This is a genomic window from Fibrisoma montanum (assembly GCF_003583365.1).
GTDB lineage: Bacteria > Bacteroidota > Bacteroidia > Cytophagales > Spirosomataceae > Fibrisoma > Fibrisoma montanum.
Map to the genome: position 1 here is coordinate 451735 of NZ_QXED01000001.1, position 25464 is coordinate 477198.

A 25464-nucleotide genomic window follows, 5' to 3' on the forward strand; every position below is an offset into this window, starting at 1 on the left:
GTTATTGACTAAAACTATAAATCAGAAACCAAAAACTATAAACGGTTTTAGAGTCCAATCTGGAAGCCTACCATGTAAATAGTTGGGCGGGGATATCCGTGCCAGAGCATTCCCTGAGAAAATACACTGTTACCGTCACCTTGGTTAGTGGGAGTGGCTTCGGGATCACCAATTACCTCCTTGTTAACCAGGAGGAAGAAGTTCTGCGCGGACGCAAACACCCGGAAGCGGTCCATCTTAATCCGTTTCGTTAGCTGAGCTGGCAGGGTATAGCCCAGCAGCAAGTTACGACCGCGCAAAAACGAACCGTCTTTGATCCAGCGGGTATCCACATTGGTTACGTAACCCGCCCGCGTTTCCCGAATCTCAGCAATCTGCGTATTCTGATTGGTCGGCGTCCACGCATCCAGTACGGTACGATAGCTGTTGGCCAGCGCCTGCCGGTCTTCGCTCGGGTGGAGCGTCATGTCCATAATGTCATTGCCGTACGAGAACTGTAGCTCAAGCGTCAGATCAAAATTCTTGTAGCGGACCGAGTTGGTCATGGCTCCCCACGCCAGCGGACTACCGTTACCAATAATGCTCCGGTCGGCGTCTGTAATGGCGTAGTCACCGTTAACGTCCAGATACTTGATGTCGCCCGGCAAAACCGTCAGATTATTCCGATACGAGCGGAATTTAGCGGCTTCTTCGCGTTCAGCCTCGCTCCAAACACCCAGACGGGTTAGACCCCAGAACGATCCTACCGGCTCACCAACCCGAATGATATTGGTAGGATTAGTAAAGTTGGGGCCACCCACGTTGAAAATATCGGAGGGGGTAGCCAGGGTCAACACTTTGTTACGGTTAAGCGAAACGTTGAAATTGGTGTTCCAGGTGAAGTCGGTGGTGGCGATGTTAACCGTGTTCAGCCCAATTTCAAGCCCTCTGTTTCGCATAGATCCCACGTTCCGGCGGATAGTGGCATAGCCACTCGACAGCGGTACGGGTGCATCCAGAAGCATGTCCGTAGTTACGCGGTTGTACAAATCTAATTCCAGCGACACCCGTCCTTTAAATAAACCCAATTCTACCCCAAAATCAGCCTGAGCCGTTTTTTCCCACCGGAGGTCGGGGTTGGCCAGGCGCGAAAGCCCCGTACCGGCTACCCGCCCATCGTTGAAAATCGTAGCGTAGTTGGAACTGAGCAGAGGAAGCGAGGTATACGGCGGAATTTCGGAGTTGCCGGAGAAGCCGTAACTAGCCCGGAATTTCAGGTTCGAGATTACCGAACTGTTTTTCAGGAAGGGTTCTTCCGAGGCCCGCCAGGCTAACGCGGCCGAGGGGAAAAAGGCAAACTTATTATTTTCCCCAAACTTCGACGAACCGTCGGCGCGGGCCGTGAACGTGACTAAATATTTCTCGTCCAGCCCGTAGTTAACCCGGCCAAAATACGAGTTAAACGCTTCACGCTGCGCCCCCGAGCCAATGCCTCCTAACACGGCGGCTGCTCCAAGGTTGTTAAATCCAAAGTAGTCCGTCGCAAACGTCCGTACGTTGGCCCCAATGCTGAAGATGCTTGTTTCCTGCCACGAAAGCCCCAGCAGCCCGTCGACGGAGTGGCGACTACCAAACTGCTTGTTGTAGGTCAGGAAATTCTCAAACGACCAGAAAGACTCTTTGCGGTTGTTAGCAGACGCTTCACCCTGGTTGGCAATAGCCAGCGTCCGGGTCTGCGAGGTATTGTTTTCCTGCGTGATGACGTTGGTACCCAGGATGGTTTTAAGAGCCAGCCCTTTCGCTAACGTAATCGTCGAGTTCAGGCTCCCAGTAGTCGTCTGGGTGTTCAGAAGCCACTGGCGGCCATACAGCCGGTGGACAGAGCTAAACGTACCTTCGGCCTGTGGGTAGTCGCGGTTGTTGGCAAACGTACCATCGGGGTAACGAACTGGCAGGAACGGGAAGTCTTCCACAATCTGGCGCGAAACGGCATCGTTCACGTCCGAGAGCCGCTCCGACTGGTTGTTGTAGCTGAGCGTTCCGCCGATTTTAAGCCAGCGGTTCACCTGATCATCAATGGTGAACCGGCCTGAATACCGCTTCAGGTAGGTTGTTTTGATCAGACCCTGATCGTCACGGAATCCGAGCGACAACGAATACTGCGTCCGTTCGCTGCCCCCGCTGAAGTTCAGCTGGTGGTTTTGCGAGAGTTTGTGTTGTGTCGATTCTTTAAACCAGTCCGTATCGTACAGCGGATTTAGGTTGGCATCAAACACGTCGGGACGCTGCGCCCGCAGGGCTTCACGCCGGATTCGGGGGTTCAGGTTTGCGTACCGGCCTGCAGCCCAGCCCGCCGGGTCGTACTTGGCGATATTGGCATAAGCCAGGTCTTCAACCGCCAGGTACTCTCTGGCGTTCAGCACCTTTGCCCGATTCGGCACCCCACCCGGTACGCTGAAATCGACATTGTATGATATGCGGCCTTCACCGGCTTTACCTTTTTTGGTTGTAATCAGGATAACCCCGTTGGCGCCCCGCGCCCCGTAGATAGCGGTCGAAGAAGCATCCTTAAGCACTTCAACAGACACAATATCATTCGGGTTGATAAAGTCAATCGCATTCGTGAACTGGTTCTGATTACCTACCGGCAACTGCACCCCATCAACTACGTACAACGGGTTATTGGACGAGTTGATCGAGCTGAAGCCCCGGATCCGAACGGTGGTCCGACCACCCGGACGGCCTGAGTTCGTATTTACCTGAACACCCGGCATACGTCCCGCAAGCGCCTGGTTGAGCGAAGGGGCTGGACGCTCTAGAATCTGGTCGGCTTTTACCGACGCTACCGAACCGGTTAAGTCGGACTTCCTTGTCGTACCATAACCGATCACGACCACTTCGTCGAGGCTACGTTCGTCAGATTTCATCGAGATGTCAATGACTTCCCGGTTCCCGACGGCCACTTCCTGACTGGCGTAGCCAATCGAACTGAACACTAACGTAGCGTTTCCGCTTTGCACTTCAATCTGATACGCGCCGTTGGCATCAGTTGTAGAACCACGGGTGGAGCCTTTTTCAACGACGTTGACACCGGGCAGACCAGTTCCGCTGGCATCACGAACGGTACCACGTACCCGGAAGATGACCGCCGGATCGTTGCCGGCATACGTTGGTTGCAGAAGAAACAGGCACAAACCAAGTAGCAACAGAGATTGCACCCTGGCCTTGGCCCAAAGCTGGGAGGTAGAGAGTTTCATACGATTAATTAAGTAGGTTCGAAAAAATAGGCGTACAATCGCTTTTCAGAAAGCGTTCAAGCATTAAGCGGACAGAATAACTGGCGGAGGAAACCGCAGGAGAACTGGTTACAGTAGGGGCAGTAAAACACTGCTTCATAGGCTAATTATGATGGTTAATGTATAGCCAGCCTGACAAGGCAGGCTGATTACGGGGTAAAAAGACAGGAAGCCAGACTCCCTACTCATGAATATTTTCAATTACTTAAGTTAGTATCGCTAAGTAGTTATTCATTATAGAATGATATGTTAATAACTTTCAGACTGTAGTTTACATGTACGTTATGACGTATAGACAAACCGATACGTACCGCATTCGCAGCGGTGAAATTGATGCAAACGGCCGCCTGAGCGTACCGGCGTTGATGAATATGATGCAGGAATCGGCCAATCGCAACGCCCTCGATTATAGTATCGGTATTGCTGATCTGGCCCGGCAGGGGTTCGGGTGGGTGCTGATGCGGCTCCGGATCAACCTGCACCGCTACCCGCTGTATGGGCAGTCCATCCGGATTACGACCTACCCCACGGCCGTCGACAAGTATTTTATTTATCGCGACTTCACTGTGCTGGCTGAGGATGGAACCCGGCTGGCCGACGCATGCAGTACGTGGCTGACGTTTTCGATGGAGCGCCGAACCATGGTGCCGTTGCCGGAGTTCATTCGCCAGATCACCCTGCCGACCGACGTTAATTCGCGGTTGCAGCTACCGCCGAAGCCGGATTTTCTGCCGCCCGACGGGCAACCGGCCAGATCGGTCGATGTTGGCTGGTATGATATTGATCAGAACCAGCACACCAACAACGTAGCGTATGTGCAGTGGCTGCTGGAAACGGTGGATGACGCCACCTTGCAGATGAAACAATTGTCGGAATTAGATGTATTTTTCCGCACCGAAAGCCGCTGGCATGATCGCCTGCTGATCCGTTCGCGATTGGAGTCGTCGGAATCGTGGTTGCACGGGATTGAACACGCCACTACCGGCAAAGACGTACTGCTGGCCCGCAGCCGGTGGCGGAACAGTTTTTAGTTTGAAGGGTGTGTGGTGTGTGGTTTGTGGTTCGTGGTTCGTAGTTTGTAGTTCGTCGTTAACAGCTACTCAGCGCCAAACCACAAACTACAAACCTCAAACCACGAACCACACACCATAAACTACAATCATCTAACTCGTTACAGAATATGACCGCATCAACAACTCAAACCAAGACGTTAGCCGCCGTTCTGAATGGCCTGATGCGCCGGTACCGGGAGCGCGTTCCCGACGTGCAAGGCATTTTTGACGCCATGCTGGACGAGGGCATTATTCAGTCGCCGGAGGAGATTGAAAACGACCACATTGCGTTTCGGACGATGGGGGTTCCGAACCTTGGCATTGCCTCGTTTGAGAAGATATTTCTGCACTATGGCTATCAGAAGCGCGATGAATACAACTTCGCCGAAAAGAAGCTGACGGCCTACTGGTATGCGCCCCCTGAGCCGCATTTCCCCCGCATCTTCGCCAGCGAACTGCGGGTAGATGAGTTGTCGGATACGGCCCGATCGATTATTCTTCGCTATACCGACACCGTTACCAGCGATCCGGTCGATGCGCTCGATCTGGATGATGCCGACGCCGTTGACCAGTTTCTGCACCAGCCTTTGTGGACAACCCCCACACTGAACGATTACCAGACACTGCTGGCCGAAAGCGAATACGCAGCCTGGGTAATCTACAACCGGTATTACCTGAACCATTTCACCATTAGCGTCCATAACCTGAAACCCGGCTACAACACCATCGACGAGTTTGTGGCGTTTCTGGAGCGCCGTGGCTTCCGGCTCAACTCAGCGGGCGGCACCATCAAGGTCAGCCCGGATGGTGATCTGCGGCAGTCGTCAACCGTTGCGCAGATGATCGACGCCCAGTTTGCGGGGGGCGACACGTTCCGGATTGCCGGTTCGTACGTCGAATTTGCCGAACGGCGCGTGCTGCCCCCCTTCCGGCACCTGCCCGCCGATCAGATTCGGCGCGAACACCGGCGCGAAGGGTTTGAAACGGGCAATGCCGACAAGATTTTTGAAAGTACATTCACCACCCAGACTGGAAAATAGTTTTATGTGTCAAGTTCCAGGTATACGGTTTTCTGCCAGCCCGGAAATCTTAAACCTGGAACGTTGACCCTGTAACTTGAAACTTACTACTGTACCAAATCCTGCCATGAGAAAGACGATGTTCCTCCTGTTTACCGGGCTGCTGTCGGCCTCGGTGGCTCTGGCGCAAAAAGCCGCGCCGGTGGGCCTTGAACTATACAGTTTCCGCGATCAGTTTGCGAAAGACGTGCCCGGCACGATGGCCAAAGTAAAGCAGATGGGTTTCCGCGAGGTCGAAGTAGCCGGTACGTACGGACTCAGCCCGGGTGAATTTCGGAAGCTGCTGGATCAAAACGGATTGAAAGCCATTGCTGTAGGGGCCAGTTTTGAAGATCTGGACAACAACGTACCGAAAGTGGTTGCCGAAGCCAAAGCGCTCGGGGCCAGATACGTCGTTTGCTTCTGGATTCCTCATCCCGGCGATACGTTCACGATTCAGGATGCCGACCGGGCCGCGGACGTATTTAATACGGCGGGACGGCTGCTGACCGACAATGGCTTGTCGCTTTGTTACCACATCCACGGCTACGAGTTCCAGACGTACCAGAACGCCACCTTTTTTGAGTATCTGGTTGAGAATTTTGACCCCAAGCTGGTCAACTTTGAGATGGACGTATTCTGGGTGGCGCAGCCGGGCAAAGACCCCGTGGCTTTGTTGCAGAAATACCCGAAACGATTCCCGCTTCTGCACCTGAAAGACCGAAAACTAGGCACGCCACCGAGCAACACCGGTCATGCCGACGTGGAGTCGAACGTAGCGCTGGGACAGGGTGACATCGGTATTGCCGCCATCATGAAGCAAGCGAAGAAATCGGGCGTGAAGCACATGTTCATCGAAGATGAGTCGTCGCGCTCGATGGAGCAAATACCGCAGAGCCTGGCGTTTTTGACGAGTTTGAAGTAGTCGTCTAACATAAAGGACCGACCGTTGTACAACGGTCGGTCCTTTATGTTACCATGAGTTCTGGTTAATTAGTTGTAGGGTTTTGGCAGTTGCCTAAACCTTTCTGGCTACAATGATGAGCCGCGTTCCCTGCTCGGCGACATCGATGTTTATGTTCCGCCCATCGGCCGTTCCCAGCTTGACGTTGTCCTGATAGAGCTCGAACGTATTACCCGTCTGTCGCAGCTCTATTTCGCCAAGATCAGTTTCGTCAGGCTGCTGCCCGGTGACACGTAACGTAAGTCTCATCGTGACTGCATTAGGCTTTCCCGAAACGTTCGTAGCAACCAAGGACCCTGAAATTGAATTACTCCCCTGTGTAATTGGCAGCGTCAGGTCAAAATCATCAGCGGTACCGTCGGTATCAAAAGCCAGGCGCGTGACCTCGTAGTTGCCGGCAACCTGCTGCGGTTCAGGATCGCTATCTTTTTTACAGGCGGTAAACGCTACGGCAAAAAGCAGCAGAAGGAGAAAATTTCTCATGAGAAAGGATGTCTTATAGTGCATTTGTAAATAAAACAGTTAAAGGTAATTTTTTCATAGTTTATCGCGCCAGTGGCTCTGCGGATTGACTTATCGGTCGTAGTTGGACCGGAATCGGTTCAGATCCGGCCGGAAAGGGCGCTTGCGTTTTACCTCATAGTCGTAGATGATCCGGCCCAGATTACCCATAAACGGCATACCGATGGAATCGTATTCGTACTTGTCGTCGTTGAAAATACCATCCTCATTCACGTAGATCACCGCCGACAGCAGAAACTCTACGTTCCGGTCGAAGTCAACAATATAGGCGTTATCAATCATGTACCCGTACGCATCGCCCACCTTGTTGAAAATCCGGACGCCGTTCATCAGGGGCGTTTTCTGATCGCCCGCCAGCAGAAACTTGCAATAGCTGTCGTAATACGTCGAATCGTAGCGCGGATAGGTGGTTTCACGCGGCAACTGCGACAGGTACCGGTACAGAAACTGGTAGTCGTCGGTGGTGAGGTTGAAGCGCCGTTTGGCCGGCACGTCGTCGGGGAAGAGAACCGCCTTCAGCATTTCCTGCTGCTCTTCCAGGGCAAAAAAGTTTTTGTCGGTAAAGTCAAACGGCTGCCGAACCAGCGAATCCCGGCTCATATACCCTGTGCCGCGTTTGATGGCCGTAGCGGGCCGAAAAGTCTGCGAACAGGTTTTGGCGGGTTGCTCCAGCAGCGTCCGCTCGCCATCAACGAAACGTACCGGGTTAGTATGGCGGTTTTGCTCGGCCGTAAACGGTACCGACAACCGATGCACAATCCGCACATCCCGGTAGCCTTTGCGATAAAGCCGTTCGTTCATGTCGCACTGCCCAACGAACTCATACAGCCGGTTAAACGCGTCGTTATCGCTGACCAGCAGGATTTTTTTGGCGTAATGCGCCACCGACGGCAGGCCGTTTGGCGCGGTTGTGTCGCGCTGAACCATCGTCTGCCCATGACCAGCCGCCTGGGTCAGCATCACAGCATTTTTATCAATCTTTAGTTCATTCAGTTTTTCCAGCGCCAGCAGTACGGCAGGCAACTTGACCGTACTGGCCGGGTAGAAGTACCGGTCTTTATCAACACGGTAGCGGAAACTGCGGAAGGTCGGGCGATTCTGCTGGTCACGGTTGATCTGCGTGTACAGAATCTGCACGTCGTATTTGGCCGGATTCCGGAGAACCGGCCCAAACAGCTCAGGGCTTTTGCGGAGCAGATCGTCGAGAAACTTGTCGGTCTTCTGCGCGTGGGCACCAAACGCAGAGAACGCAAAGAGCAGGCAGAGAACGCAGAAGTTACGCAGTGACCTCTGCGTTTTTTCTCTGCTACCCCTGCGTTGACGAAATAAATTCATTGATATGTTGAGCTAAACGTTCAATGTCTTCAGGTTCGTGGAAAGCACTAATGACCACGCGGGTATTGGCCCGGTCGGCTGCGGTAGGATACGCGAATGAATACAGAAAAATACCTTTCTCCAACAAATAAGGATAGAGTTCATCATGCTCGGTGTAAAAAACCGGATAGCCGGGGGCGTGTGTAAACCAACCGGTAGGCATCAGTAGCTCCTCAGCCAGTACCACATTCTGCCGCAGTTTTTCCCGCGCTTGCCGGTAGAGCTCATCGGCTTGCAGGTAGGCTTGCAGGTAAGCAGGCGGCATGGGCGAACACCCACCAAAGAATGGCGTCCGCCGGATAGCCCCGAGTGTCTCGGCATCTCCCAGAATCACCCCGCCCGGCAAACCCATTGCCTTCGCCAGCGATGCCGTTACGAGTAGCTGAACCGACGGCAACCGGGGAATCTGTCGCCAGATACCGCTGCCCCCCTCGCCGATTATGCCCAAACCATGCGAATCGTCCACAACCAGCGTGATCGGTACGTCAGCGGGCAACCGGCTTACCCACTCGAACGAATACGCCTGCGACCGAACTGCATCCAGCGAATTAAGCACGATGGCTACCCGCCCGACGGTTGCCACTACGTTCGGGATTTGCTCGACCCACTCGGCAAATGGAATTGCCGGCAGTATCAGGTCAGGCTCGTGCCAAAGGGCGGGATGCGTGCTGGGTCCGTACACGAATTCGTACCGTTGTGCTCGTAAGTAATTGACTACGGCCTGCCCCGCCATCATGCCCGAGGAAAGCGTCAGGGCCGTTTCTGCGCCAACAAAAGCCGCGAGTTGTGCTTCGGCCTGCTGGTAGACCGCCAACTGCAGATTTCCATTCCGTGAGCTGCCGAACGAAGTTCCGTAGCTACCGATGCTATCGATCAATACCTGCTGGAAAGCCGCGTTTTGCGGCAGCCCCAGGTACGCGGTTCCGCTAAAAAAAAGGTAGTGCTGTCCCTCATGCCGGATGGTTCGGCCCGGTAGGTGGTCAACGGTGAACGCAGTAGTCATTGGCCAAATATACGGGCCACTCAGACATGAATCAGTTTTACACCCGTACCATTTTCCGACGCATAGACAACCCGACCGCTATTGAACGTAACGCCCGTTGCCGGATCGTTGGCAATCAGCAGTGCGCCATCCAGGTCGGCATAGTCGAGCAGGGGCAGCAGTTGCGCAATGGCCGAAATTCCCACGCTCGATTCGGTCATGCAGCCGACCATCACGCGCAGCCCCAGTTCACGGGCGCGGGCGATCATCCGGCGGGCGGGCGTCAGGCCACCACATTTAGTAAGCTTGATGTTGACGCCGTGGAAGTACCCCGCGCACCGGTCAACGTCGCTCTCGACGATACAGCTTTCATCGGCAATGATAGGCAGCACACTTTGCTCAAAAACCTGCCGGGCTCCGTCCCAGTCGGCGGCCGGCAGCGGTTGTTCGATAAACTCAACGTCCAGTTCGTTCAGCGCCTGCGCTTTCTGAATCGTATCATCGGCCGTCCAGCCGCAGTTGGCGTCCACCCGAAAGCGGGCGTTCGAGTGCCTGCGCAGTTCTGCAACGGTCAGTACGTCGGTCTGCGGTCGGCCCAGTTTGATCTTGTACAGCGGCCACGGCCATTCCTCCAGCTTCTGCACCATCCGTTCAGGCGTATCGAGGCCAATGGTATAGTTGGTCAGCGGGCTGCGCAGCGGATCGAGGTTCCAGAGCTGATACAACGGTTTTTGCTGCCGTTTTGCCCACAAATCCCAGGCCGCCTGATCGAGCGCACAGAGCGCAAACGGGTTGTTTGCCAGATGCGGCTGCATATCAGCCCAGAACTGCGCCGGGTCGGTGAGTGCATACGTTTCGATTTGCTCCTGAATAGCCGTGAGGGCATCGATCATCCCGTCGATGGTAACCCCATAGTAACGGGTCGCCGTTGCCTCGCCAAACCCCCGAACCATACCGTCGCGAAGTTCAACAATCAGCGTCGGCTGCACATCCCGGCTATCGTGGGCAATGGTGAAGGTATGTCGCAGACGGAGATCGAAGCGATGAAAAAGTAATTGCATAGCGCGTGATACAGCCAGGGGTTTGCTCCGTCTGCACGGTCCGAAAATTACCGCATGAACGCGTTGCAACTAAGTACTTCTAACATTTTTTTAATCAGGCAACATCCAAAGGCTTCGTTCATGCGTAGGTTTTGCTGTTGATCGATCACACTTCATTACATGTTTCACCATCTTAATAACAATAACAATGAGATTAGGTAAAGTAATTGGTGCTTTGTTTGTAGCCGCCCTGTCGCTGGGTACAGCCGTGGCCCAGGAGAAGACCGTCACGGTAGGTGGCGCACCGATGTATCCGTCAAAGAATATTGTTGATAATGCCGTTAATTCAAAAGACCACACGACACTTGTTGCAGCCGTAAAAGCGGCTGATCTGGTAAGCACGCTGCAGGGGGCGGGTCCGTTCACGGTATTTGCACCGACCAACAAGGCGTTCGACAAACTGCCTAAGGGTACAGTTGAAACCCTGCTGAAGCCTGAGAACAAAGGCCAGCTGCAGGGCGTACTGACCTACCACGTTGTACCGGGCCGCATCAGTGCCGAAGAACTGGTAAAGATGATCAAGGACGGCAACGGCAAGGCTATGTTAAAAACAGCCGCCGGCGGTACGCTGACCGCAACGATGAAAGGAAAGAAAGTAGAAATCGTTGACGAAAACGGCGGTATGTCGACCGTAACGATTGCCGACGTATTCCAGTCAAACGGCGTCATTCACGTAGTAGATACGGTGTTGCTGCCGAAGTCATAAAAGCAGAAGCAGTCGCCTGAACGCCAAACGCCCGACATACTGCCGGGCGTTTGGCATTTTATGCGTCAGTTACAATTGGCCTGTATTTACCTTGAGATCAACCAGACCATGGCGGAGGGCCTCCAGCACCATGCCCACTCGGCTTTTTACGTTCATCTTCTGGAATAGCGACTCACGGTAACCGTCCACCGTTCGGGGCGCTACGCACATTTTGTCGGCAATCTCGACGTAGGTCAGATCGCTGCATGAAAGCTGTAGAAATTTGGTTTCGCGATCATTCAGCGTAATCGTGTTGACCAGTTCGGTGCCGGATTTATGCAGATTCCGGATCACCCGCTCGGTCAGAAACTCCGAGTAGTGAGACCCTTTGGATCTGACCTCCTCCAGGGCCCGCCGAAGCTCCGACGGCCGGCTCCCTTTCAGCAGATAGCCACAAACACCGTAGCGCATCATGCGTATAATATCTTCGTCGCGATCGGACATTGACAAAACCAGTATTTTTACCTCCGGATAATGCTCCCGCAGGTGCTGCGCCGTTTCAAACCCATCCATTACTGGCATACTGATATCCAGCAGCAGAATGTCCGGAATTTGCTTGCGTTTCAGGTGATTGATCAAGTCGCGACCGTTCTCAGCTACGAACAGCATCTCGTAGCCGTCTATTTTTTCGATTAGATCGGACAGGGCCTGGGCCATCATCAGATGGTCGTCGGCTATGGCAACGGTTGTAGGCATGGATTGGACAGGCTATGAGTGTTTTTACCTGAAAAGTATTCGGTTGTCCGGCAAGACGCAATACCCAGATTTAGGTATTTTTTAGACGGCAGCCTGTTTCGGTAACACTATGTCAACTCGTGTTTCCTGCCCCGGCTCGCTGCTGATGGTACACGTACCGCCAAGTAAATGAGCCCGTTGCTGAAGATTACGCAATCCTGAGCCCGCTATATCTGCCTTTCGGGTGCTTACTTCATCTACATCGAAGCCTTTGCCATCGTCGGTAATACTTAGCTTAAACTGGTCAGATTGATAACTGGTTGTGACCATAATCGCGTGCCCACCCGAATGTTTGATAGCATTGTTGAGTGATTCCTGGGCTATTCGAAAGAGAATGGTTTCGGCTTCTTCGCCGAGGGAATAGGGCGTACCCGTAACGTGCAGATACGTCCGGAAGCGGCCGGTACGTTCAATGCGTTCCAGTTCGAGTTCTAAACTTTGCCGGAGCCCAAACCGCCGGACCGTATCGCTGTCGAGCGTTTTCGACAGCGCCCGAACATCCTGAATGGTGGTACGAACAACATTGATGGTTTGCTGAATGGCGTGGCGATGCTCACTTTGTTCAAGCTCTTCATCGAGGCCGTTTAGATGAAGCATCGCTACGGATAGGAGCTGCCCGATGTGGTCGTGTAATTCCCGCCCAACTTGCTCAAGGGTCTGGTTTTGTATTTCGATTTGAGTTTTAAGCAATTCGCGTTCGTATGCTTCGCGAAGACTTATTAATTGTTGCTGATGCATCTTATAACGATGTTTATATAATACCAGCAACAGAGTGATAAAGGCCGCCAATAATATCAGAAGTACAGTACCAACAACAACGATCAAAATAACATCGGAAGGTTGTTCGGTAGCCATGTGACTCAGACACTTCAATTACTGGTGTAAATAGGTAATTTCTGTTTCAGATACACGCGTAACGCAAGTAAAAAAATACTAATTACAATGAAGTTCATCAGTTCCTGAATCCAGTAAACCAGCAAAGCGTATTGGTTTGATACACTAATCATATAGTTCATTAACCCCTGCACAAAAAAATTGCCGAGCGATGTGAAGAATAATCCGGCACTGATCCAGAAGAGAGGTTCTTTTTCGAGGGAGGAAATCTTACTGTCGATAAATATGCGCCAAAGGTAGTGCCCTGCCCAGTAAGCAATCAGAGTATTGAATAGGGTAAGGGCGTAAGAGTTGTATTGGTTCCAGGGTTGAATCGTGAGCGATATGCCAAATGAAACTACACTGAATAAAACGATTGTAACTGAAATTAAGCGCTGAATTACTGTCTGCGCAAGCATACCTCGAAACATTAATCCATATGCTACATATTGGGCAACGGGCAAAAAGTGGAATACGTACAAATTATCCCTGTTTTCTACCCGCCATACGTACACCCCATAGCCTGTTATAACAAATGTGGCTGTTATTGCCAACGTCAATGCTTGTAATGGTGGAGTAAGAATCCGGTAATTAAGTACATACAATACAGTACATACTCCTAACATTGTCAGGTATAAAAGGGTGTCCCACATGGCATAACATCATTGGATTTACTCGAATCAGCCGGCATACCGATCGGCTAAATTATCCGGGCAAGGTGGACGTGTACAGCAGCAAACGGCCAGACTTAGGTTAGTATCCTCCCGGGCCCGACCGTCGAGCTGGGTCGGTGCTAAAAACAGAAAGTGTTCACCAGCTTCATCAATAGCACAGTATACTTTAATGTGCTTTGACTGTGTCTGATCAATTACTTCTTTGAGCGTCTCGATATCAAAGAATCCGGCACGGATAAATTTGGGCATTCTAGCAGATTGCAGAACAGCTTTGAATCGGTCACAAGCCTCCCGGAGCTTGTCAGGAGTAGTTGGATACTGTTCGATACCATTTAAATCAACTTGATCAAGGCAATTTTGATCCTCACCTGTCAACACACAATGATTTTTTAATATCAGTGGTTCAGGTGCTATCTTTTCATTCGGGGAAATAACGAACTTCGGCATATTGAAATGAACGTAAAGTGATTAGCTAAACGTAAAATGTTAGTACCGTTCCTGCAATAGTCGCTGATTTACAAAAAAACTAACCTTAAACAAGGAACTGTTTTTCAGTACTTTATAATATTATCATGATGTAAATACGGGAAATTTCCCGTATTGAAACCACTATTCTCACCTATTTAAATACGGGATTTTCAACAATCAACTTAGGGTAAATTGACCTTATGTTCAGAGTGCTCTCCGATTCAATTTTGTAGCGTCAGTCCATAAAACTGATACCTTCTTCCACACAAGCACTATCAACTATTCCCTAAACCAGCGGCCTCTGTGCCGAGCAAGCTCGGCACAAGCTGTTGGTAAAATTTAGACGTATCATCAGCGATAGACAGCAGTGTGGGGCCTGACCGGCCGAAACCATCTAAATCCAACTATTTTTTCATAATCCCGAGAAAGGGTATTAAAGCAAACGAGCTCAACCACACTGGTTGAGCTCGTTTGCTTTAATACCCTTTCTCTTTCTCAATACCCCAGCACCGGGGCCAGCCACCGCTCTACGTCGTCGACGCTCATGTTCTTGCGGTGGGCGTAGTCCATCACCTGATCTTTAGTGATTTTACCAACCGCAAAATACTTTGATTCGGGGTGGCTGAAATAGAAACCACTTACCGACGATGCCGGGTACATGGCAAAACTTTCGGTCAACTCAATACCGACCTGACCGGCATCCAGCAGGTCAAACAAGGTCGCTTTTTCGGTATGATCCGGGCAGGCTGGGTAGCCCGGCGCCGGACGGATGCCGCGGTACGACTCCCGGATCAACTCCTCGTTGGTCAGGGTTTCGTCGGTGGCGTAGGGCCAGAACTCTTTACGAACACGCTCGTGCATCAACTCGGCGAAGGCTTCGGCCAGCCGATCGGCGAGGGCCTTGACCATAATGCTGTTGTAGTCGTCGTGGTCGCGCTCGTATTTTTCAAGCAGGGTTTCGATGCCAACGCCGGCCGTTACGGCAAACGCACCGATGTAGTCCTGTCGGCCACTTTCTAACGGGGCAACAAAGTCCGACAAACAGAAATTGGGTAAGCCCGGCGCTTTCTGGTTTTGCTGACGCAGGAAGTGCAGCACCGCTTTGGTGTCGTAGATGAGTTCCCCCGCCGTTGGTATCCGCTCGTCGGGCTTTGCAACCCCGACGGGTGCGGTAACGGATTTTACATCGCGGTCTGTCAGCGTCGGGATTGCAAAGCCCGACGAGCGGCTCATCTTGTACTCGATATGCCGGTGGCTCCCGTGGCGTTCGCAGGGAATATCCCGGACGATCTCCTCAAAATCGTGGAGCAGTACGTCGTCGTCGGCTGAGTTGGCCGGATAGAAGCCAACCACAGCTTTAGCCGTCAGCAGTTTCTGGTCGATGATCTCCTGTAGCAACCCGTTCGCGTCGTCAAATAATTTCTTAGCCTCCGCACCTACCGTAGCGTCGTCGAAGATTTTCGGGTACCGGCCGTGCAATTGCCATGTCTGGAAGAAGGGTGTCCAGTCGATGTACCTGGCAATCTCGGCCAGCGGATAATCATGGAAATACTGGTTACCGAGGAAAGTCGGCTTCACGGGTTCGAAATCAGACCAGTCGATGACCGTGCGGTTGTCGCGGGCCTTATCGATGGTCAGTAAGTTCTTTTCTTTCTGCCGCTTGGCGTGGTCTTCGCGTAGTTTGACGTACTCAGCTTTGATCTCCTGGAAGATCTGCTCTTTGGTACCCTCCGTTTCGCTCACCAGCCGACCGGCAACCGGTACGCTCCGACTGGCATCCAGTACGTGAATAACCGGTCCGGAATAGTGCGGATCGATCTTCACGGCCGTATGAATCCGCGACGTAGTAGCGCCACCGATCAACAGCGGGATAGTAAAGCCCTGCCGCTCCATTTCCTTCGCTACGCCCACCATCTCGTCCAGCGAGGGCGTAATCAGACCACTCAGACCAATGATGTCGGCGTTCTGTTTACGGGCTTCGTCCAGAATTTTCTGCGTCGGCACCATCACGCCAAGGTCTATGATTTCGTAGTTGTTGCAGCCCAGCACCACGCCGACAATATTTTTACCAATGTCGTGAACGTCGCCTTTTACGGTAGCCAGCAGGATTTTACCCGCCGATTGGCCTGCCCCACTTTTTTCCGCTTCAATAAACGGCGTCAGGTAAGCCACCGCTTTTTTCATCACCCGGGCCGATTTTACCACCTGCGGCAGGAACATCTTGCCCTCACCGAACAGGTCGCCCACTACGTTCATGCCGTCCATGAGCGGACCTTCGATTACCTGCAGCGGGCGCTCGTACTGCAAACGGGCCTCTTCTACGTCCTCATCGATATAATCAGTGATGCCTTTGATCAGGGCGTGTTTCAGCCGCTCAGCTGCTGAGGCATTCCGCCAGGCATTGTCCTGTACGATCTCTTTCCCCTTCGCTTTTACGGTCTCGGCAAACTCAACCAGCCGTTCGGTTGCATCAGGCCGCCGGTTGAGCAACACATCTTCGCAGCGCTCCAGCAGATCTTTCGGGATTTCGTCGTACACGGCCAATTGTCCGGCGTTGACGATTCCCATATCCAACCCGGCTTTGATGGCATGATACAGGAACGCCGAGTGCATCGCTTCCCGAACGGGGTCATTGCCCCGGAAGCTGAACGAAATATTGGATACCCCACCGCTCACTTTCGCCAAGGGCAGATTTTCTTTAATCCAGCGGGTGGCGTTGATAAAATCGACGGCGTAATTATTGTGTTCTTCAATACCCGTCGCCACGGTCAGGATATTCGGATCGAAGATGATATCCTGCGGGGCAAAGCCAACCTTATCAACCAGAATCCGGTACGCCCGTTCGCAGATTTCGATCCGTCGCTCGTACGAATCAGCCTGACCGGTTTCGTCGAAGGCCATGATCACGGCCGCAGCCCCGTAGCGTTTCACCAGTTGCGCCCGCTCGATAAAGGCCTCCTCCCCTTCTTTCAGCGAAATGGAGTTGACAATCGCCTTGCCCTGCACGCACTTCAACCCGGCTTCTATCACCTCCCACTTTGAGGAGTCGATCATAATCGGCACGCGGGCAATATCCGGTTCTGCGGCAATCAGGTTCAGGAAGGTCGTCATGGCCTCGACGGAATCGAGCATGCCTTCGTCCATGTTGATGTCGATCACCTGCGCGCCGTTTTCCACCTGCTGACGAGCTACCGACAGGGCCGCATCGTAGTCGCCGGCCTTGATCATCCGGGCAAACGCTTTCGAGCCCGTTACGTTCGTCCGCTCACCGATGTTAACGAAATTGGTCTGCTCCGTAATCTTCAGTGGTTCCAGACCGCTCAGTTTCTGATACGGCGTCTGCTCCGGTTTCTGGCGGGGTGGGTATTTGGCAACCGCCTGCGCAATCGCCCGGATGTGATCGGGCGTTGATCCGCAGCAGCCCCCGACAATATTGACGAAGCCGTCCTGCACAAAACTTTCAATCTGAGCGGCCATTTCGTCAGGCGACTGGTCATATTCACCCATTTCGTTTGGCAAGCCGGCATTGGGGTACGCCGACGTAAAAAACGGGGACTCTTTGGCCAGGGTCTGCACGTAGGGACGTAACAACTCAGCCCCCATGGCACAGTTCAGACCGATGCTGAGCAGGGGCAAATGCGAGACGGAATACAAAAAAGCCTCGGTTGTCTGCCCCGACAACGTCCGGCCGGACGCATCGGTGATGGTTCCCGAAATCATGATCGGCAGCGGTGGCTGACCTGTATCGGCGAAGTATTTATCGATGGCAAACAGAGCCGCTTTGGCGTTGAGGGTATCGGTAATGGTTTCAACCAGCAGCAGATCCGCCCCGCCCTCGACCAGCCCCGAAACCTGGGTATAAAAAGCCTCGACCAACTGGTCGAACGTTATGGCGCGGTAGCCCGGATTATTTACATCGGGCGACATCGAAGCCAGTCGCGTGGTTGGCCCCATAGCCCCGGCCACAAAGCGGGGTTTGTCCGGCGTTAACCGGGTTACGTCGTCGGCGGCTTCCCGGGCAATTTTCGCAGACTGATAATTCAGTTCATACACCAGATCCTCCATGTAGTAGTCGGCCTGAGCGACCCACGTACCACTGAAGGTGTTGGTTTCGATAATGTCGGCACCGGCGTCGAGATACTGCCGGTGAATTTCCCGGATGATGTGAGGCTGGGTAATCGACAGCAGGTCGTTATTACCCTTCACGTCGTGGGGAAAATCCTTGAATCGCTCACCCCGATAATCAGCTTCGGTCAGTTGATAGCGTTGAATCATCGTTCCCATGGCGCCGTCGAGAACGAGAATGCGTTGTTGCAGGAGGTTAATAATCGACTTCAAGCGTGTAGTATGTTTGCCGGTAACCGTCATAACAGGCATGATGCCTGCATTCGTTTCATTTTTCAAAAAAGGGGCTTATCAGGAAACAGGAGAAGGCAGCAGATCAGCTAACTTATCTGTCCCCGCAGCGAACTGGGGTGGAACGTGGCACCGTTTCCGTATCGTCGGTCGGTTGCCAAGACATCGTTGGGTCCATTCCCTCCGTCTTTCTGGATAAGCAATCATACAAAGGTACTGCATTCAGCCTTTATACCAAAAAACCGTTACTTTTGGGTCAATCCTTAATGAGTGAAATAGCGAATTAGTGAAATAGCGAATGCTTTGCGGCTGTACTATTCGCTCATTCGCTCATTCACTCTTTCACTAATTGACTAGATGAAACTTGCCGCCATCGACATTGGCTCCAACGCAGCCCGGCTACAGATCTCAACGGTTCTACTCAACGACGACGTCATCAGCTTCAAGCGGGTTGAATACGTTCGTTTTCCCCTACGACTAGGTCACGACGTCTTTTCATTTGGCGAACTGACCCCCGAAAGCGAAGCCCGCACGACCAAACTGATGCAGATCTACAAGCTGCTGATGGAGCTGCACGAAGTAGAAGGCTATATGGCCTGCGCTACGTCGGCCATGCGCGAATCGAAAAATGGCCACGACGTTGCCCACCGTATTGAAGCCGCTACGGGCATTAAAATTCATATCATCGACGGTCAGAAAGAAGCCGAACTGATTAATAACGTAGTGGTTCAGGCGCTGGACGACCGGCAGTACCTGCACATCGACGTAGGCGGTGGCAGCACCGAACTGAACGTGTACCTGAATCGGCAAAAATCGGCCTCACGGTCCTTCAAAATTGGTTCAGTACGCCTGCTGGAGGGCAAAGAAACCAAAGGAGCATGGCGTAAGATTGAAGAATGGGTTGAAGAACACGTCGACTCCTCCCGAGAACTCATCGCTATAGGAACCGGCGGCAACATCAGCAAGCTGTTTAATCTGGCCGCCAAAACCAGCGAACTGAGTACGTCGCTGGCCGAAATTGAGCGCATCCGCAACTACATCGCCGGCTTTAACCTGGACGACCGGATCAACAAACTTCGCCTGAATGCCGACCGGGCCGACGTGATCGTTCCGGCCGCCGACATTTATATATCGGTAATGAAATGGGCCGGAGCGCACGAGATCGTGGTTCCTGATCTGGGATTGAAAGATGGGATCATTCAGTTAGTCTATTCCCAACTGGCCAAAAAGAAACGCCTGCCGCAGTAGCCCGTCGAGACGCCCGTGACACCGTACGTAATTGTAAAGCAGTATAACCCGCAGCCTGACGACATCCCGGTGTATGCCCAGCCGGGGTTTCTCTTCAACGAGGGCGTACACCTTCGTCAGCAGGAAGGCGGTTTTCATCTGATTACGGCGCTCAATCAGGTTACCCGGCAAGCAGAAGCCCGGTGCGCATTCTTCACGCGGGCGGAGCAGGCCATCAGCCCCGGCGCGGCTCCGTTCGGGTCCGTCGAATTCACCAACGCCCTGCCCGAAGCCGTACTGGACGGACTCGTGCAGACGATCCAGACAACGGCTCAGGAATCCGGACTTCGTACGCTCCGGCTTGTTAACTACCCTCATTGTTACGCCCCCGAACAGGCCAATCGGTTGGCCGATACGTTACTGGCGCAGGGCTTTCGCTTGATCGGCGCGGACCAGAATCAGTTTTTACCGGTAGGCACTGACGCGTTCGAGCGAACCATCGACTCGTCTGAGCGTCGGCGACTGATGAAATGCCGCCGGGCCGGTTTGCGATTCAGCCAATGGGAGCGCCCGGCCATTGCCGACGTCGTGGCGTTTCTGCAAACAACCCGCCAACACCAGGGCTACCGGCTTACCATCCAGCCCGAACGGCTCACCAGGCTGCTGGCCACATTTCCCGACCAGTTTCCGGTCTTTGTCGTTTGGGATGGCGATACCATAGCCGCGTTAACGGTGGCTGTCCGCGTACGGGCCGACATTCTGTACAACTTCCTGCCCGCTTCGCACCCCGACTACCGCACGTTCAGCCCGATGGTGATGCTCACCGACGGCTTGTTTGCCTACTGCCAGTGCCACCAGATTCGGTTGCTTGATCTGGGCATTTCGGTGGATAACGACCGGCGGCCGAAGCTTAGCCTGATGCGGTTCAAGCGTAACCTCGGCGCACAATCGTCGGTGAAACTGGTGTTTGAGAAAACGCTGTGATCCCCTCCGGACGCTCGTGTCGAGTCTGCCTTTTTTTTCGTTATTTTGTATAAAAAAGAGGTACTTACTACGTGCCGACTGAATGATTGAGTCTCTTTATAATTCGGTAAGTCGATTCGTCAGCGAGTTTTTTGCGTCGCTGCTATCGCTGGTCAAAGCGGCCATCCGCGCCCGACACGCCACCCGTTTATCCCCCAGCGAACGGCCCATCTGCTCGGTATTGGGCAACGGTCCATCGCTGAACGAATCGCTGGAGAAGCATTTTGATTTTATCAAAACCACCGAGGTCGTTTGTGTCAACAACTTCGCTCATGCGGAGGTTTTTACCCGGCTGCAACCTCAGCACTACGTCATTTCTGACCCGAATTATTTCGTCTTTACTGAGCAGACCACCGACCGCGAGGACATCCGGCAGACCATTACCATCTTTCGGGAACGCGTTGACTGGCCCATGACGCTCTACGTACCCCACTTTGCCAAAGGTTCATACGTGATCCGGCAGATTGAGCGCCCCAACAGTCCGATTCGGGTGGTTTATTTTAACTATACCGTTGTAGACGGCTTCCGGCGGCTGAAGTACTGGCTGTACGCCAACGGATTAGGCATGCCGCAATCGCAGACGGTAATCATTGCCGCACTGGCTCTGATGATCAACCGGACGTTTAAGACCATTTACCTGTTCGGGGCCGATACGTCGTGGCATGAACAGATCCGGCTAAACGACCAGAATCAGTTGCTGATCAAGCAGATTCATTTTTACGATAAGCCGAGCGATGTGCGTCACGAACCGGTCTACGCCGATGCTCAGCGCAAGCGCACTTTTTCGATGGCGTCACAGTTTTTATCATTACACAAAGCGTTTCGGGGCTACGAACATCTGCGGGACTATGCCGACTACCGGGGCGTTACCATTTTGAACGCGAGTGCCAAAAGTTACATTGATGCCTTTGATCGCGTCATACCCGATCCGATTCAGGTTTCGCCCGGTCAGGCAGTCATCCGAGAAAAATAACAATAGCATACAGCAAGCAACCGGGTAGCTTAGGGCGGTCTGTCCGGAACGTCTGACCGCCCTGAGCTACCCGGCCGCTTAACCGATTGCAACCACTACAACATGCTTGATTTAACAGGAAAATCGATTCTCATTACCGGTGGTACCGGCTCCTTCGGCAAGAAGTTCGTTGAGATGGTGTACCAGCGTTATCCCAATATCCGCCGACTGGTGGTGTACTCCCGCGACGAGTTGAAGCAGTTTGAGATGTCGCAGTATTATCCGCAGTCGAACTACAAATCCATCCGGTTCTTCATCGGCGACGTCCGCGACGGCGAACGCCTGAAACGGGCCTGCGAGGGCGTCGATATCATCATCCACGCAGCGGCCCTGAAGCAGGTTCCGGCCGCCGAGTATAACCCGATGGAGTGCATCAAAACCAATGTGTTTGGGGCCGAGAACGTAATCAATGCCGCTCTGGACAATGGCGTGCAGCGGGTAGTGGCGCTCTCTACCGATAAGGCAGCCGCCCCCATTAACCTGTACGGCGCCACCAAGCTCTGTTCGGACAAGCTATTTGTGGCCGCCAACAACATGAAAGGGAGCCGCGACCTGCGGTTTTCGGTGGTACGCTACGGTAATGTGATCGGCTCGCGGGGGTCGGTGGTGCCTTTCTTCCTCGATAAGCGGAAGGATGGCGTTCTGCCCATCACACACCCCGACATGACCCGCTTCAACATTTCTCTGGAAGATGGTGTCGAGATGGTGCTGTATGCCCTGGAACATGCCTGGGGCGGGGAAATTTTCGTTCCCAAGATTCCGTCGTACCGCATCACCGAAGTAGCCACGGCCATCGCGCCCGACGCCAGACAGGAGATTATTGGGGTTCGGCCGGGCGAGAAGCTGCACGAAGAGATGATTACGGAAACCGACTCGCTGAACACGGTCGAAACGGATAAATACTACGTCATTACCCCCTCGACCCCAACGTGGGATGTCGATGACTATCTGAAAGCGTTCAACGGCAAGCGTGTGGAGATGGGCTTCAAATACAACTCGGGCACAAACACCGACTGGCTCGATGTTGAACAGATCCGCGAGCAAATTCGGCTGCACGTTGATCCAGCCTTTACGGTGTAAGGTGGGCGAAACTCCACCAGATCAAGTGACACTAAAAGCGGGTTTCCACCCGCCTTACTGATGAACAATCCCATTCCATACGGACGCCAGCACATTACGGACGAGGACATTGCTGCCGTCGTTGATGTGCTGCGGTCGCCTTATCTGACGCAGGGACCCGCCATTGGGCAGTTTGAGCAGGCCTTTGCTGACTACATCGGTGCCCGTTACGCCGTGGCGGTAGCCAACGGTACGGCGGCTCTGCACCTGTGCTGTCTGGCGCTGGGCGTCACCGAGGGCACAAAAGTTATCACAACCCCGATTACATTCTCTGCTTCGGCAAACTGCGTCCGCTACTGCGGGGGTGAGGTTTATTTTGCCGACATCGACCCCGAAACGATACTATTGGACGTAAAGGCCGTACGGGCATTACTTGAGCAGCATCCCAAAGGAACATTCTCCGGTATCATTCCGGTCGACTTCGCCGGTTACCCGGTCGATATGGCCGCGTTTCGTGAACTGGCCGACGAGTATGGTTTGTGGCTCCTGGAGGATAGTTGCCACGCGCCGGGCGGTTCGTTTACGGACCAGCATGGTGTTGTCCATCGCTGCGGAGACAGTTCACTGGCCGACCTGGCTATTTTCAGCTTTCACCCGGTTAAGCACATCGCGGCCGGTGAGGGTGGCATGATTACGACGAACGACGAGGAGTTGTACAAACACCTGCTTCGGCTTCGCACGCACGGCATCACTAGCAAACCGGAACAACTGCTGGAACCCTCGCCCGGTGGTTGGTACATGGAGTTGCAGGTGCTCGGCTACAACTACCGCCTGACGGATATGCAGGCGGCCTTAGGTCTTAGCCAGCTAAACCGGGTTGATGCGATGATGGAACGCCGTCGCGAACTGGCCGCCCGCTACGATGCCGCTTTTGTCGGAACGTCAGTGCAGACGATCGTTCCACCGGCTGGCGTTGGGCACGCGTATCACCTGTACGTCGTTCAGGTTAGTGACCGCAAGGGTCTGTATGACTTCCTGCGGGCGAGGAACATTTATGCCCAGGTTCACTACATTCCGGTGCATACCATGCCATATTACCGGCAGTTTGGCTGGAAGTCCGGCGACTTCCCGAATGCTGAACGGTACTACAACCAGTGCGTGAGCCTACCTATGTTCCCAACGCTGACCAACGAGGAGCAGGATTACGTCATCGCGTCGGTACTGGAGTTTATTAACGCGGCAAACTGATTCGTATGCAAGCCGTTGCTCTGTCATCTGCTGCAAAAACCCGGTCGCTCGCTCCGTGGGTTTGGTACGGACTGACCGCATTGCCCGTTTTGTACTACATCGTGATGGTGGCCCTGCACGCCTACAACATGCCGTACATGGACGACTATCCGTCCATTGTCGATCTGTTGCTGAGGTGGCAGGATGCCGACTGGTCGGAACGAGGACGGCTTTTGCTGGAACAGAACAACTTCCACCGCGTCGTTTTTCTCAAGCTGATTTCGCTGGCTAACTACGCGCTGACCGGGGCCGTCAATTTTACCTTTCTGCAATGGGTGGGCAATGTGGCCTGGCTGATGATCGGCTGGTTGCTGTGGCGGTCGCTTGCTCCGGTACCAGACGAATCAACCGATCCGTCAGACCGTCGCTCCCCGGTGAAACGAATCCTTACGTTCCTGCCTGCCGTTTATTTCCTGTTTCAGTTTCAGTTCTGGAATAACGCGTTCTGGAGCATGGCGGCTATCTGCAACCTTTGGGTACATGCCTGGGCCCTGCTAAGTTTTTACCTGGCCGCCCGGCAACGAATCGGCTGGGCGCTGGCAGCCGGAGCCCTTTCGCTTTTTACCGTTGGCAATGGCATTGTGGTATTACCATTATTGATCGCCGGATTACTGCTTAACCGGCAATGGCGACAGGCCACGGTAGCCGTGGTTGTCAGTGCAGTTCTGTACGCCGTCTACTTTTCAAACTACCAGAATCCATCCAGTGCGGGGCTTTCCTCGCTGCTGTCGGTGGAGCGTATCATTCATTTTGTCCAGCTCGACACGGCTTTTCTGGGCGCTACGTTTTACCACCCGTCGGTAGCGTGGCTCAGTCAGGTGGTCGGCTGGCTGACTATCGGTTGGTCGCTGTATCTGGTCATCACCCGCTACGACCGTCAAAACCCGACGCTATTCTGGATGGTGATTTTTCTTCACCTGACCGGCTTGATGCTGGCCCTCAACCGCATCGAAAACTCGGTTGATGTCGTATTTGCCTCGCGCTATCGGCAGGTTCCGGCCTTGATGCTGGCTGTTACGTACCTGACCTTCGCCGACGTACTGATCAGCAAACGAGTGGTGGCCTGGACCTGGATTTTTCCGCTGACCCTGGCAGCGGCAGTCGGCATTAACGTTGTATCGAACGTAACGTATTTCTCGAAGATCGTCCGGTTTCGGGAGTTAAAGCAGACGGATCAACTGCTCTGGCAACGGTACGGTATTGTCCGAGGGTGTAGCCCACTCTACCAGCCAGCCCAACGCTTGAGCCAGCTAGCCGCTTCAGGTGCTTTCCGCCCAGCGCCCCTGACGCTCGACGAACTGGTTTCACAGGAAGTGTCGCTACCACAGCCAACGCCAACGGCCAGCCGGCTGAGTCATCAGATCGACCTCAACCGGCAAGATGGTTCGTATCTGGTAGTGAGCGGCTTTGCTAAGATCACGGGGCAGAAAGCTAATTTTAACGATACGTACCTGGCGGTACAAACGCCAGGTGGATGGCGTTTTTTCACCACCTTGTTCCATCAGCGGCTGGACAAGGAAGATTCGCTGAACGACAAAGACACCGGCTTTACGGCTGTTGTGCCCGCGTCGGTGGCCGGTTCATCGCCGAAGCTGGGTTTATTTGTGCGGTCGGGAGGCAAAACGGCATTTCAAGTAATAAATTAACCCGGTCAGATAGGACTGGGTCAAGCGAGACC

General features: G+C 53.4%; 20 protein-coding genes and 1 riboswitch. Of the genes, 10 read left to right on the forward strand and 10 right to left on the reverse strand.

Going from position 1 to position 25464, the window contains the following annotated elements; translation table 11 throughout:
• Positions 1-47 precede the first annotated feature (47 nt).
• Entirely contained in the window at positions 48-3236 is a 3189-nt protein-coding gene (locus DYU11_RS01925; RefSeq protein ID WP_119665951.1) for a SusC/RagA family TonB-linked outer membrane protein, read from the reverse strand.
• A gap of 323 nt (positions 3237-3559) precedes the next feature.
• Here DYU11_RS01925 and DYU11_RS01930 point away from each other — a divergent pair, with 323 nt between their 5' ends.
• The 3 genes from DYU11_RS01930 (at position 3560) to DYU11_RS01940 (ending at position 6310) form a co-directional block, all read left to right on the forward strand.
• Positions 3560-4306, forward strand: coding sequence for an acyl-[acyl-carrier-protein] thioesterase (locus DYU11_RS01930; RefSeq protein ID WP_119666676.1), 747 nt, complete (start codon positions 3560-3562; stop codon positions 4304-4306).
• A gap of 149 nt (positions 4307-4455) precedes the next feature.
• Positions 4456-5367: a DUF1338 domain-containing protein gene (locus tag DYU11_RS01935; protein WP_119665952.1), complete on the forward strand. Its 912-nt coding sequence runs from the start codon at positions 4456-4458 to the stop codon at positions 5365-5367.
• Between the two features lie 106 nt (positions 5368-5473).
• Positions 5474-6310, forward strand: coding sequence for a sugar phosphate isomerase/epimerase family protein (locus tag DYU11_RS01940; protein WP_119665953.1), 837 nt, complete (start codon positions 5474-5476; stop codon positions 6308-6310).
• 93 nt (positions 6311-6403) lie between these two features.
• Here the strand turns inward: DYU11_RS01940 and DYU11_RS01945 are convergent, their stop codons facing one another.
• The 4 genes from DYU11_RS01945 to DYU11_RS01960 form a co-directional block, all read right to left on the reverse strand.
• Positions 6404-6832: a hypothetical protein gene (locus tag DYU11_RS01945; RefSeq protein ID WP_119665954.1), complete on the reverse strand. Its 429-nt coding sequence runs from the start codon at positions 6830-6832 to the stop codon at positions 6404-6406.
• A gap of 90 nt (positions 6833-6922) precedes the next feature.
• Positions 6923-8206 carry a serine hydrolase gene (locus DYU11_RS01950; RefSeq protein WP_119665955.1) on the reverse strand — a complete coding sequence of 428 codons (1284 nt, stop codon included), beginning with the start codon at positions 8204-8206 and terminating at the stop codon, positions 6923-6925.
• Positions 8178-9248: an aminotransferase class I/II-fold pyridoxal phosphate-dependent enzyme gene (locus DYU11_RS01955; protein ID WP_119665956.1), complete on the reverse strand. Its 1071-nt coding sequence runs from the start codon at positions 9246-9248 to the stop codon at positions 8178-8180. The genes DYU11_RS01950 and DYU11_RS01955 overlap by 29 nt, the downstream gene beginning before the upstream one ends.
• A gap of 20 nt (positions 9249-9268) precedes the next feature.
• The gene (locus DYU11_RS01960; protein ID WP_119665957.1) at positions 9269-10288 is read right to left on the reverse strand and encodes a dipeptide epimerase; all 1020 of its coding nucleotides are present in this window, start codon (positions 10286-10288) and stop codon (positions 9269-9271) included.
• A gap of 187 nt (positions 10289-10475) precedes the next feature.
• Here DYU11_RS01960 and DYU11_RS01965 point away from each other — a divergent pair, with 187 nt between their 5' ends.
• Positions 10476-11033 carry a fasciclin domain-containing protein gene (locus DYU11_RS01965; RefSeq protein ID WP_119665958.1) on the forward strand — a complete coding sequence of 186 codons (558 nt, stop codon included), beginning with the start codon at positions 10476-10478 and terminating at the stop codon, positions 11031-11033.
• Between the two features lie 69 nt (positions 11034-11102).
• On the opposite strand, the gene DYU11_RS01970 is transcribed toward DYU11_RS01965, so the two are convergent.
• The 5 genes from DYU11_RS01970 to metH form a co-directional block, all read right to left on the reverse strand.
• A complete protein-coding gene (locus DYU11_RS01970) occupies positions 11103-11768 on the reverse strand; it encodes a response regulator transcription factor (protein WP_119665959.1) in 666 nt (221 codons plus the stop codon).
• 81 nt (positions 11769-11849) lie between these two features.
• The gene (locus DYU11_RS01975; protein ID WP_229365663.1) at positions 11850-12545 is read right to left on the reverse strand and encodes a sensor histidine kinase; all 696 of its coding nucleotides are present in this window, start codon (positions 12543-12545) and stop codon (positions 11850-11852) included.
• A gap of 131 nt (positions 12546-12676) precedes the next feature.
• Complete coding sequence (locus tag DYU11_RS01980; RefSeq protein WP_119665961.1) at positions 12677-13333, reverse strand: hypothetical protein; 657 nt, start codon at positions 13331-13333, stop codon at positions 12677-12679.
• A 27-nt stretch (positions 13334-13360) separates the two neighbouring features.
• The gene (locus tag DYU11_RS32920) at positions 13361-13801 is read right to left on the reverse strand and encodes a hypothetical protein (RefSeq protein ID WP_147367866.1); all 441 of its coding nucleotides are present in this window, start codon (positions 13799-13801) and stop codon (positions 13361-13363) included.
• A gap of 516 nt (positions 13802-14317) precedes the next feature.
• Positions 14318-18160, reverse strand: a complete 3843-nt coding sequence (gene metH / locus DYU11_RS01990; RefSeq protein WP_119666677.1) for a methionine synthase — start codon at positions 18158-18160, stop codon at positions 14318-14320.
• 109 nt (positions 18161-18269) lie between these two features.
• A riboswitch (SAM riboswitch) is annotated at positions 18270-18380 on the reverse strand.
• 155 nt (positions 18381-18535) lie between these two features.
• On the opposite strand from metH, the gene DYU11_RS01995 reads away from it, so the two are divergent.
• From DYU11_RS01995 to DYU11_RS02020, 6 genes are all read left to right on the forward strand, one after another.
• Positions 18536-19426, forward strand: coding sequence for a Ppx/GppA phosphatase family protein (locus tag DYU11_RS01995; RefSeq protein ID WP_119665963.1), 891 nt, complete (start codon positions 18536-18538; stop codon positions 19424-19426).
• Between the two features lie 15 nt (positions 19427-19441).
• Positions 19442-20389 (forward strand): GNAT family N-acetyltransferase, encoded by a 948-nt coding sequence (locus DYU11_RS02000; protein WP_119665964.1) that lies wholly within the window; start codon positions 19442-19444, stop codon positions 20387-20389.
• Positions 20390-20471: 82 nt separating this feature from the next.
• On the forward strand, positions 20472-21401 hold the full coding sequence (locus tag DYU11_RS02005; RefSeq protein WP_119665965.1) for a motility associated factor glycosyltransferase family protein: 930 nt from the start codon (positions 20472-20474) through the stop codon (positions 21399-21401).
• A 102-nt stretch (positions 21402-21503) separates the two neighbouring features.
• Entirely contained in the window at positions 21504-22520 is a 1017-nt protein-coding gene (pseB, locus tag DYU11_RS02010; protein ID WP_119665966.1) for a UDP-N-acetylglucosamine 4,6-dehydratase (inverting), read from the forward strand.
• 60 nt (positions 22521-22580) lie between these two features.
• Positions 22581-23747 carry a UDP-4-amino-4,6-dideoxy-N-acetyl-beta-L-altrosamine transaminase gene (pseC, locus tag DYU11_RS02015; protein WP_119665967.1) on the forward strand — a complete coding sequence of 389 codons (1167 nt, stop codon included), beginning with the start codon at positions 22581-22583 and terminating at the stop codon, positions 23745-23747.
• Positions 23748-23752: 5 nt separating this feature from the next.
• On the forward strand, positions 23753-25432 hold the full coding sequence (locus DYU11_RS02020; RefSeq protein WP_119665968.1) for a hypothetical protein: 1680 nt from the start codon (positions 23753-23755) through the stop codon (positions 25430-25432).
• The last annotated feature ends 32 nt before the right edge of the window (positions 25433-25464 follow it).

Bases quoted from the DNA above. Each gene is read 5' to 3' on its own strand.
- DYU11_RS01925 (WP_119665951.1), bottom strand. From the start codon at position 3,236: ATGAAACTCTCTACCTCCCAGCTTTGGGCCAAGGCCAGGGTGCAATCT.
- DYU11_RS01930 (WP_119666676.1), top strand. From the start codon at position 3,560: ATGACGTATAGACAAACCGATACGTACCGCATTCGCAGCGGTGAAATT.
- DYU11_RS01935 (WP_119665952.1), top strand. From the start codon at position 4,456: ATGACCGCATCAACAACTCAAACCAAGACGTTAGCCGCCGTTCTGAAT.
- DYU11_RS01940 (WP_119665953.1), top strand. From the start codon at position 5,474: ATGAGAAAGACGATGTTCCTCCTGTTTACCGGGCTGCTGTCGGCCTCG.
- DYU11_RS01945 (WP_119665954.1), bottom strand. From the start codon at position 6,832: ATGAGAAATTTTCTCCTTCTGCTGCTTTTTGCCGTAGCGTTTACCGCC.
- DYU11_RS01950 (WP_119665955.1), bottom strand. From the start codon at position 8,206: ATGAATTTATTTCGTCAACGCAGGGGTAGCAGAGAAAAAACGCAGAGG.
- DYU11_RS01955 (WP_119665956.1), bottom strand. From the start codon at position 9,248: ATGACTACTGCGTTCACCGTTGACCACCTACCGGGCCGAACCATCCGG.
- DYU11_RS01960 (WP_119665957.1), bottom strand. From the start codon at position 10,288: ATGCAATTACTTTTTCATCGCTTCGATCTCCGTCTGCGACATACCTTC.
- DYU11_RS01965 (WP_119665958.1), top strand. From the start codon at position 10,476: ATGAGATTAGGTAAAGTAATTGGTGCTTTGTTTGTAGCCGCCCTGTCG.
- DYU11_RS01970 (WP_119665959.1), bottom strand. From the start codon at position 11,768: ATGCCTACAACCGTTGCCATAGCCGACGACCATCTGATGATGGCCCAG.
- DYU11_RS01975 (WP_229365663.1), bottom strand. From the start codon at position 12,545: ATGCATCAGCAACAATTAATAAGTCTTCGCGAAGCATACGAACGCGAA.
- DYU11_RS01980 (WP_119665961.1), bottom strand. From the start codon at position 13,333: ATGTGGGACACCCTTTTATACCTGACAATGTTAGGAGTATGTACTGTA.
- DYU11_RS32920 (WP_147367866.1), bottom strand. From the start codon at position 13,801: ATGCCGAAGTTCGTTATTTCCCCGAATGAAAAGATAGCACCTGAACCA.
- DYU11_RS01995 (WP_119665963.1), top strand. From the start codon at position 18,536: ATGAAACTTGCCGCCATCGACATTGGCTCCAACGCAGCCCGGCTACAG.
- DYU11_RS02005 (WP_119665965.1), top strand. From the start codon at position 20,472: ATGATTGAGTCTCTTTATAATTCGGTAAGTCGATTCGTCAGCGAGTTT.
- pseB (WP_119665966.1), top strand. From the start codon at position 21,504: ATGCTTGATTTAACAGGAAAATCGATTCTCATTACCGGTGGTACCGGC.
- pseC (WP_119665967.1), top strand. From the start codon at position 22,581: ATGAACAATCCCATTCCATACGGACGCCAGCACATTACGGACGAGGAC.
- DYU11_RS02020 (WP_119665968.1), top strand. From the start codon at position 23,753: ATGCAAGCCGTTGCTCTGTCATCTGCTGCAAAAACCCGGTCGCTCGCT.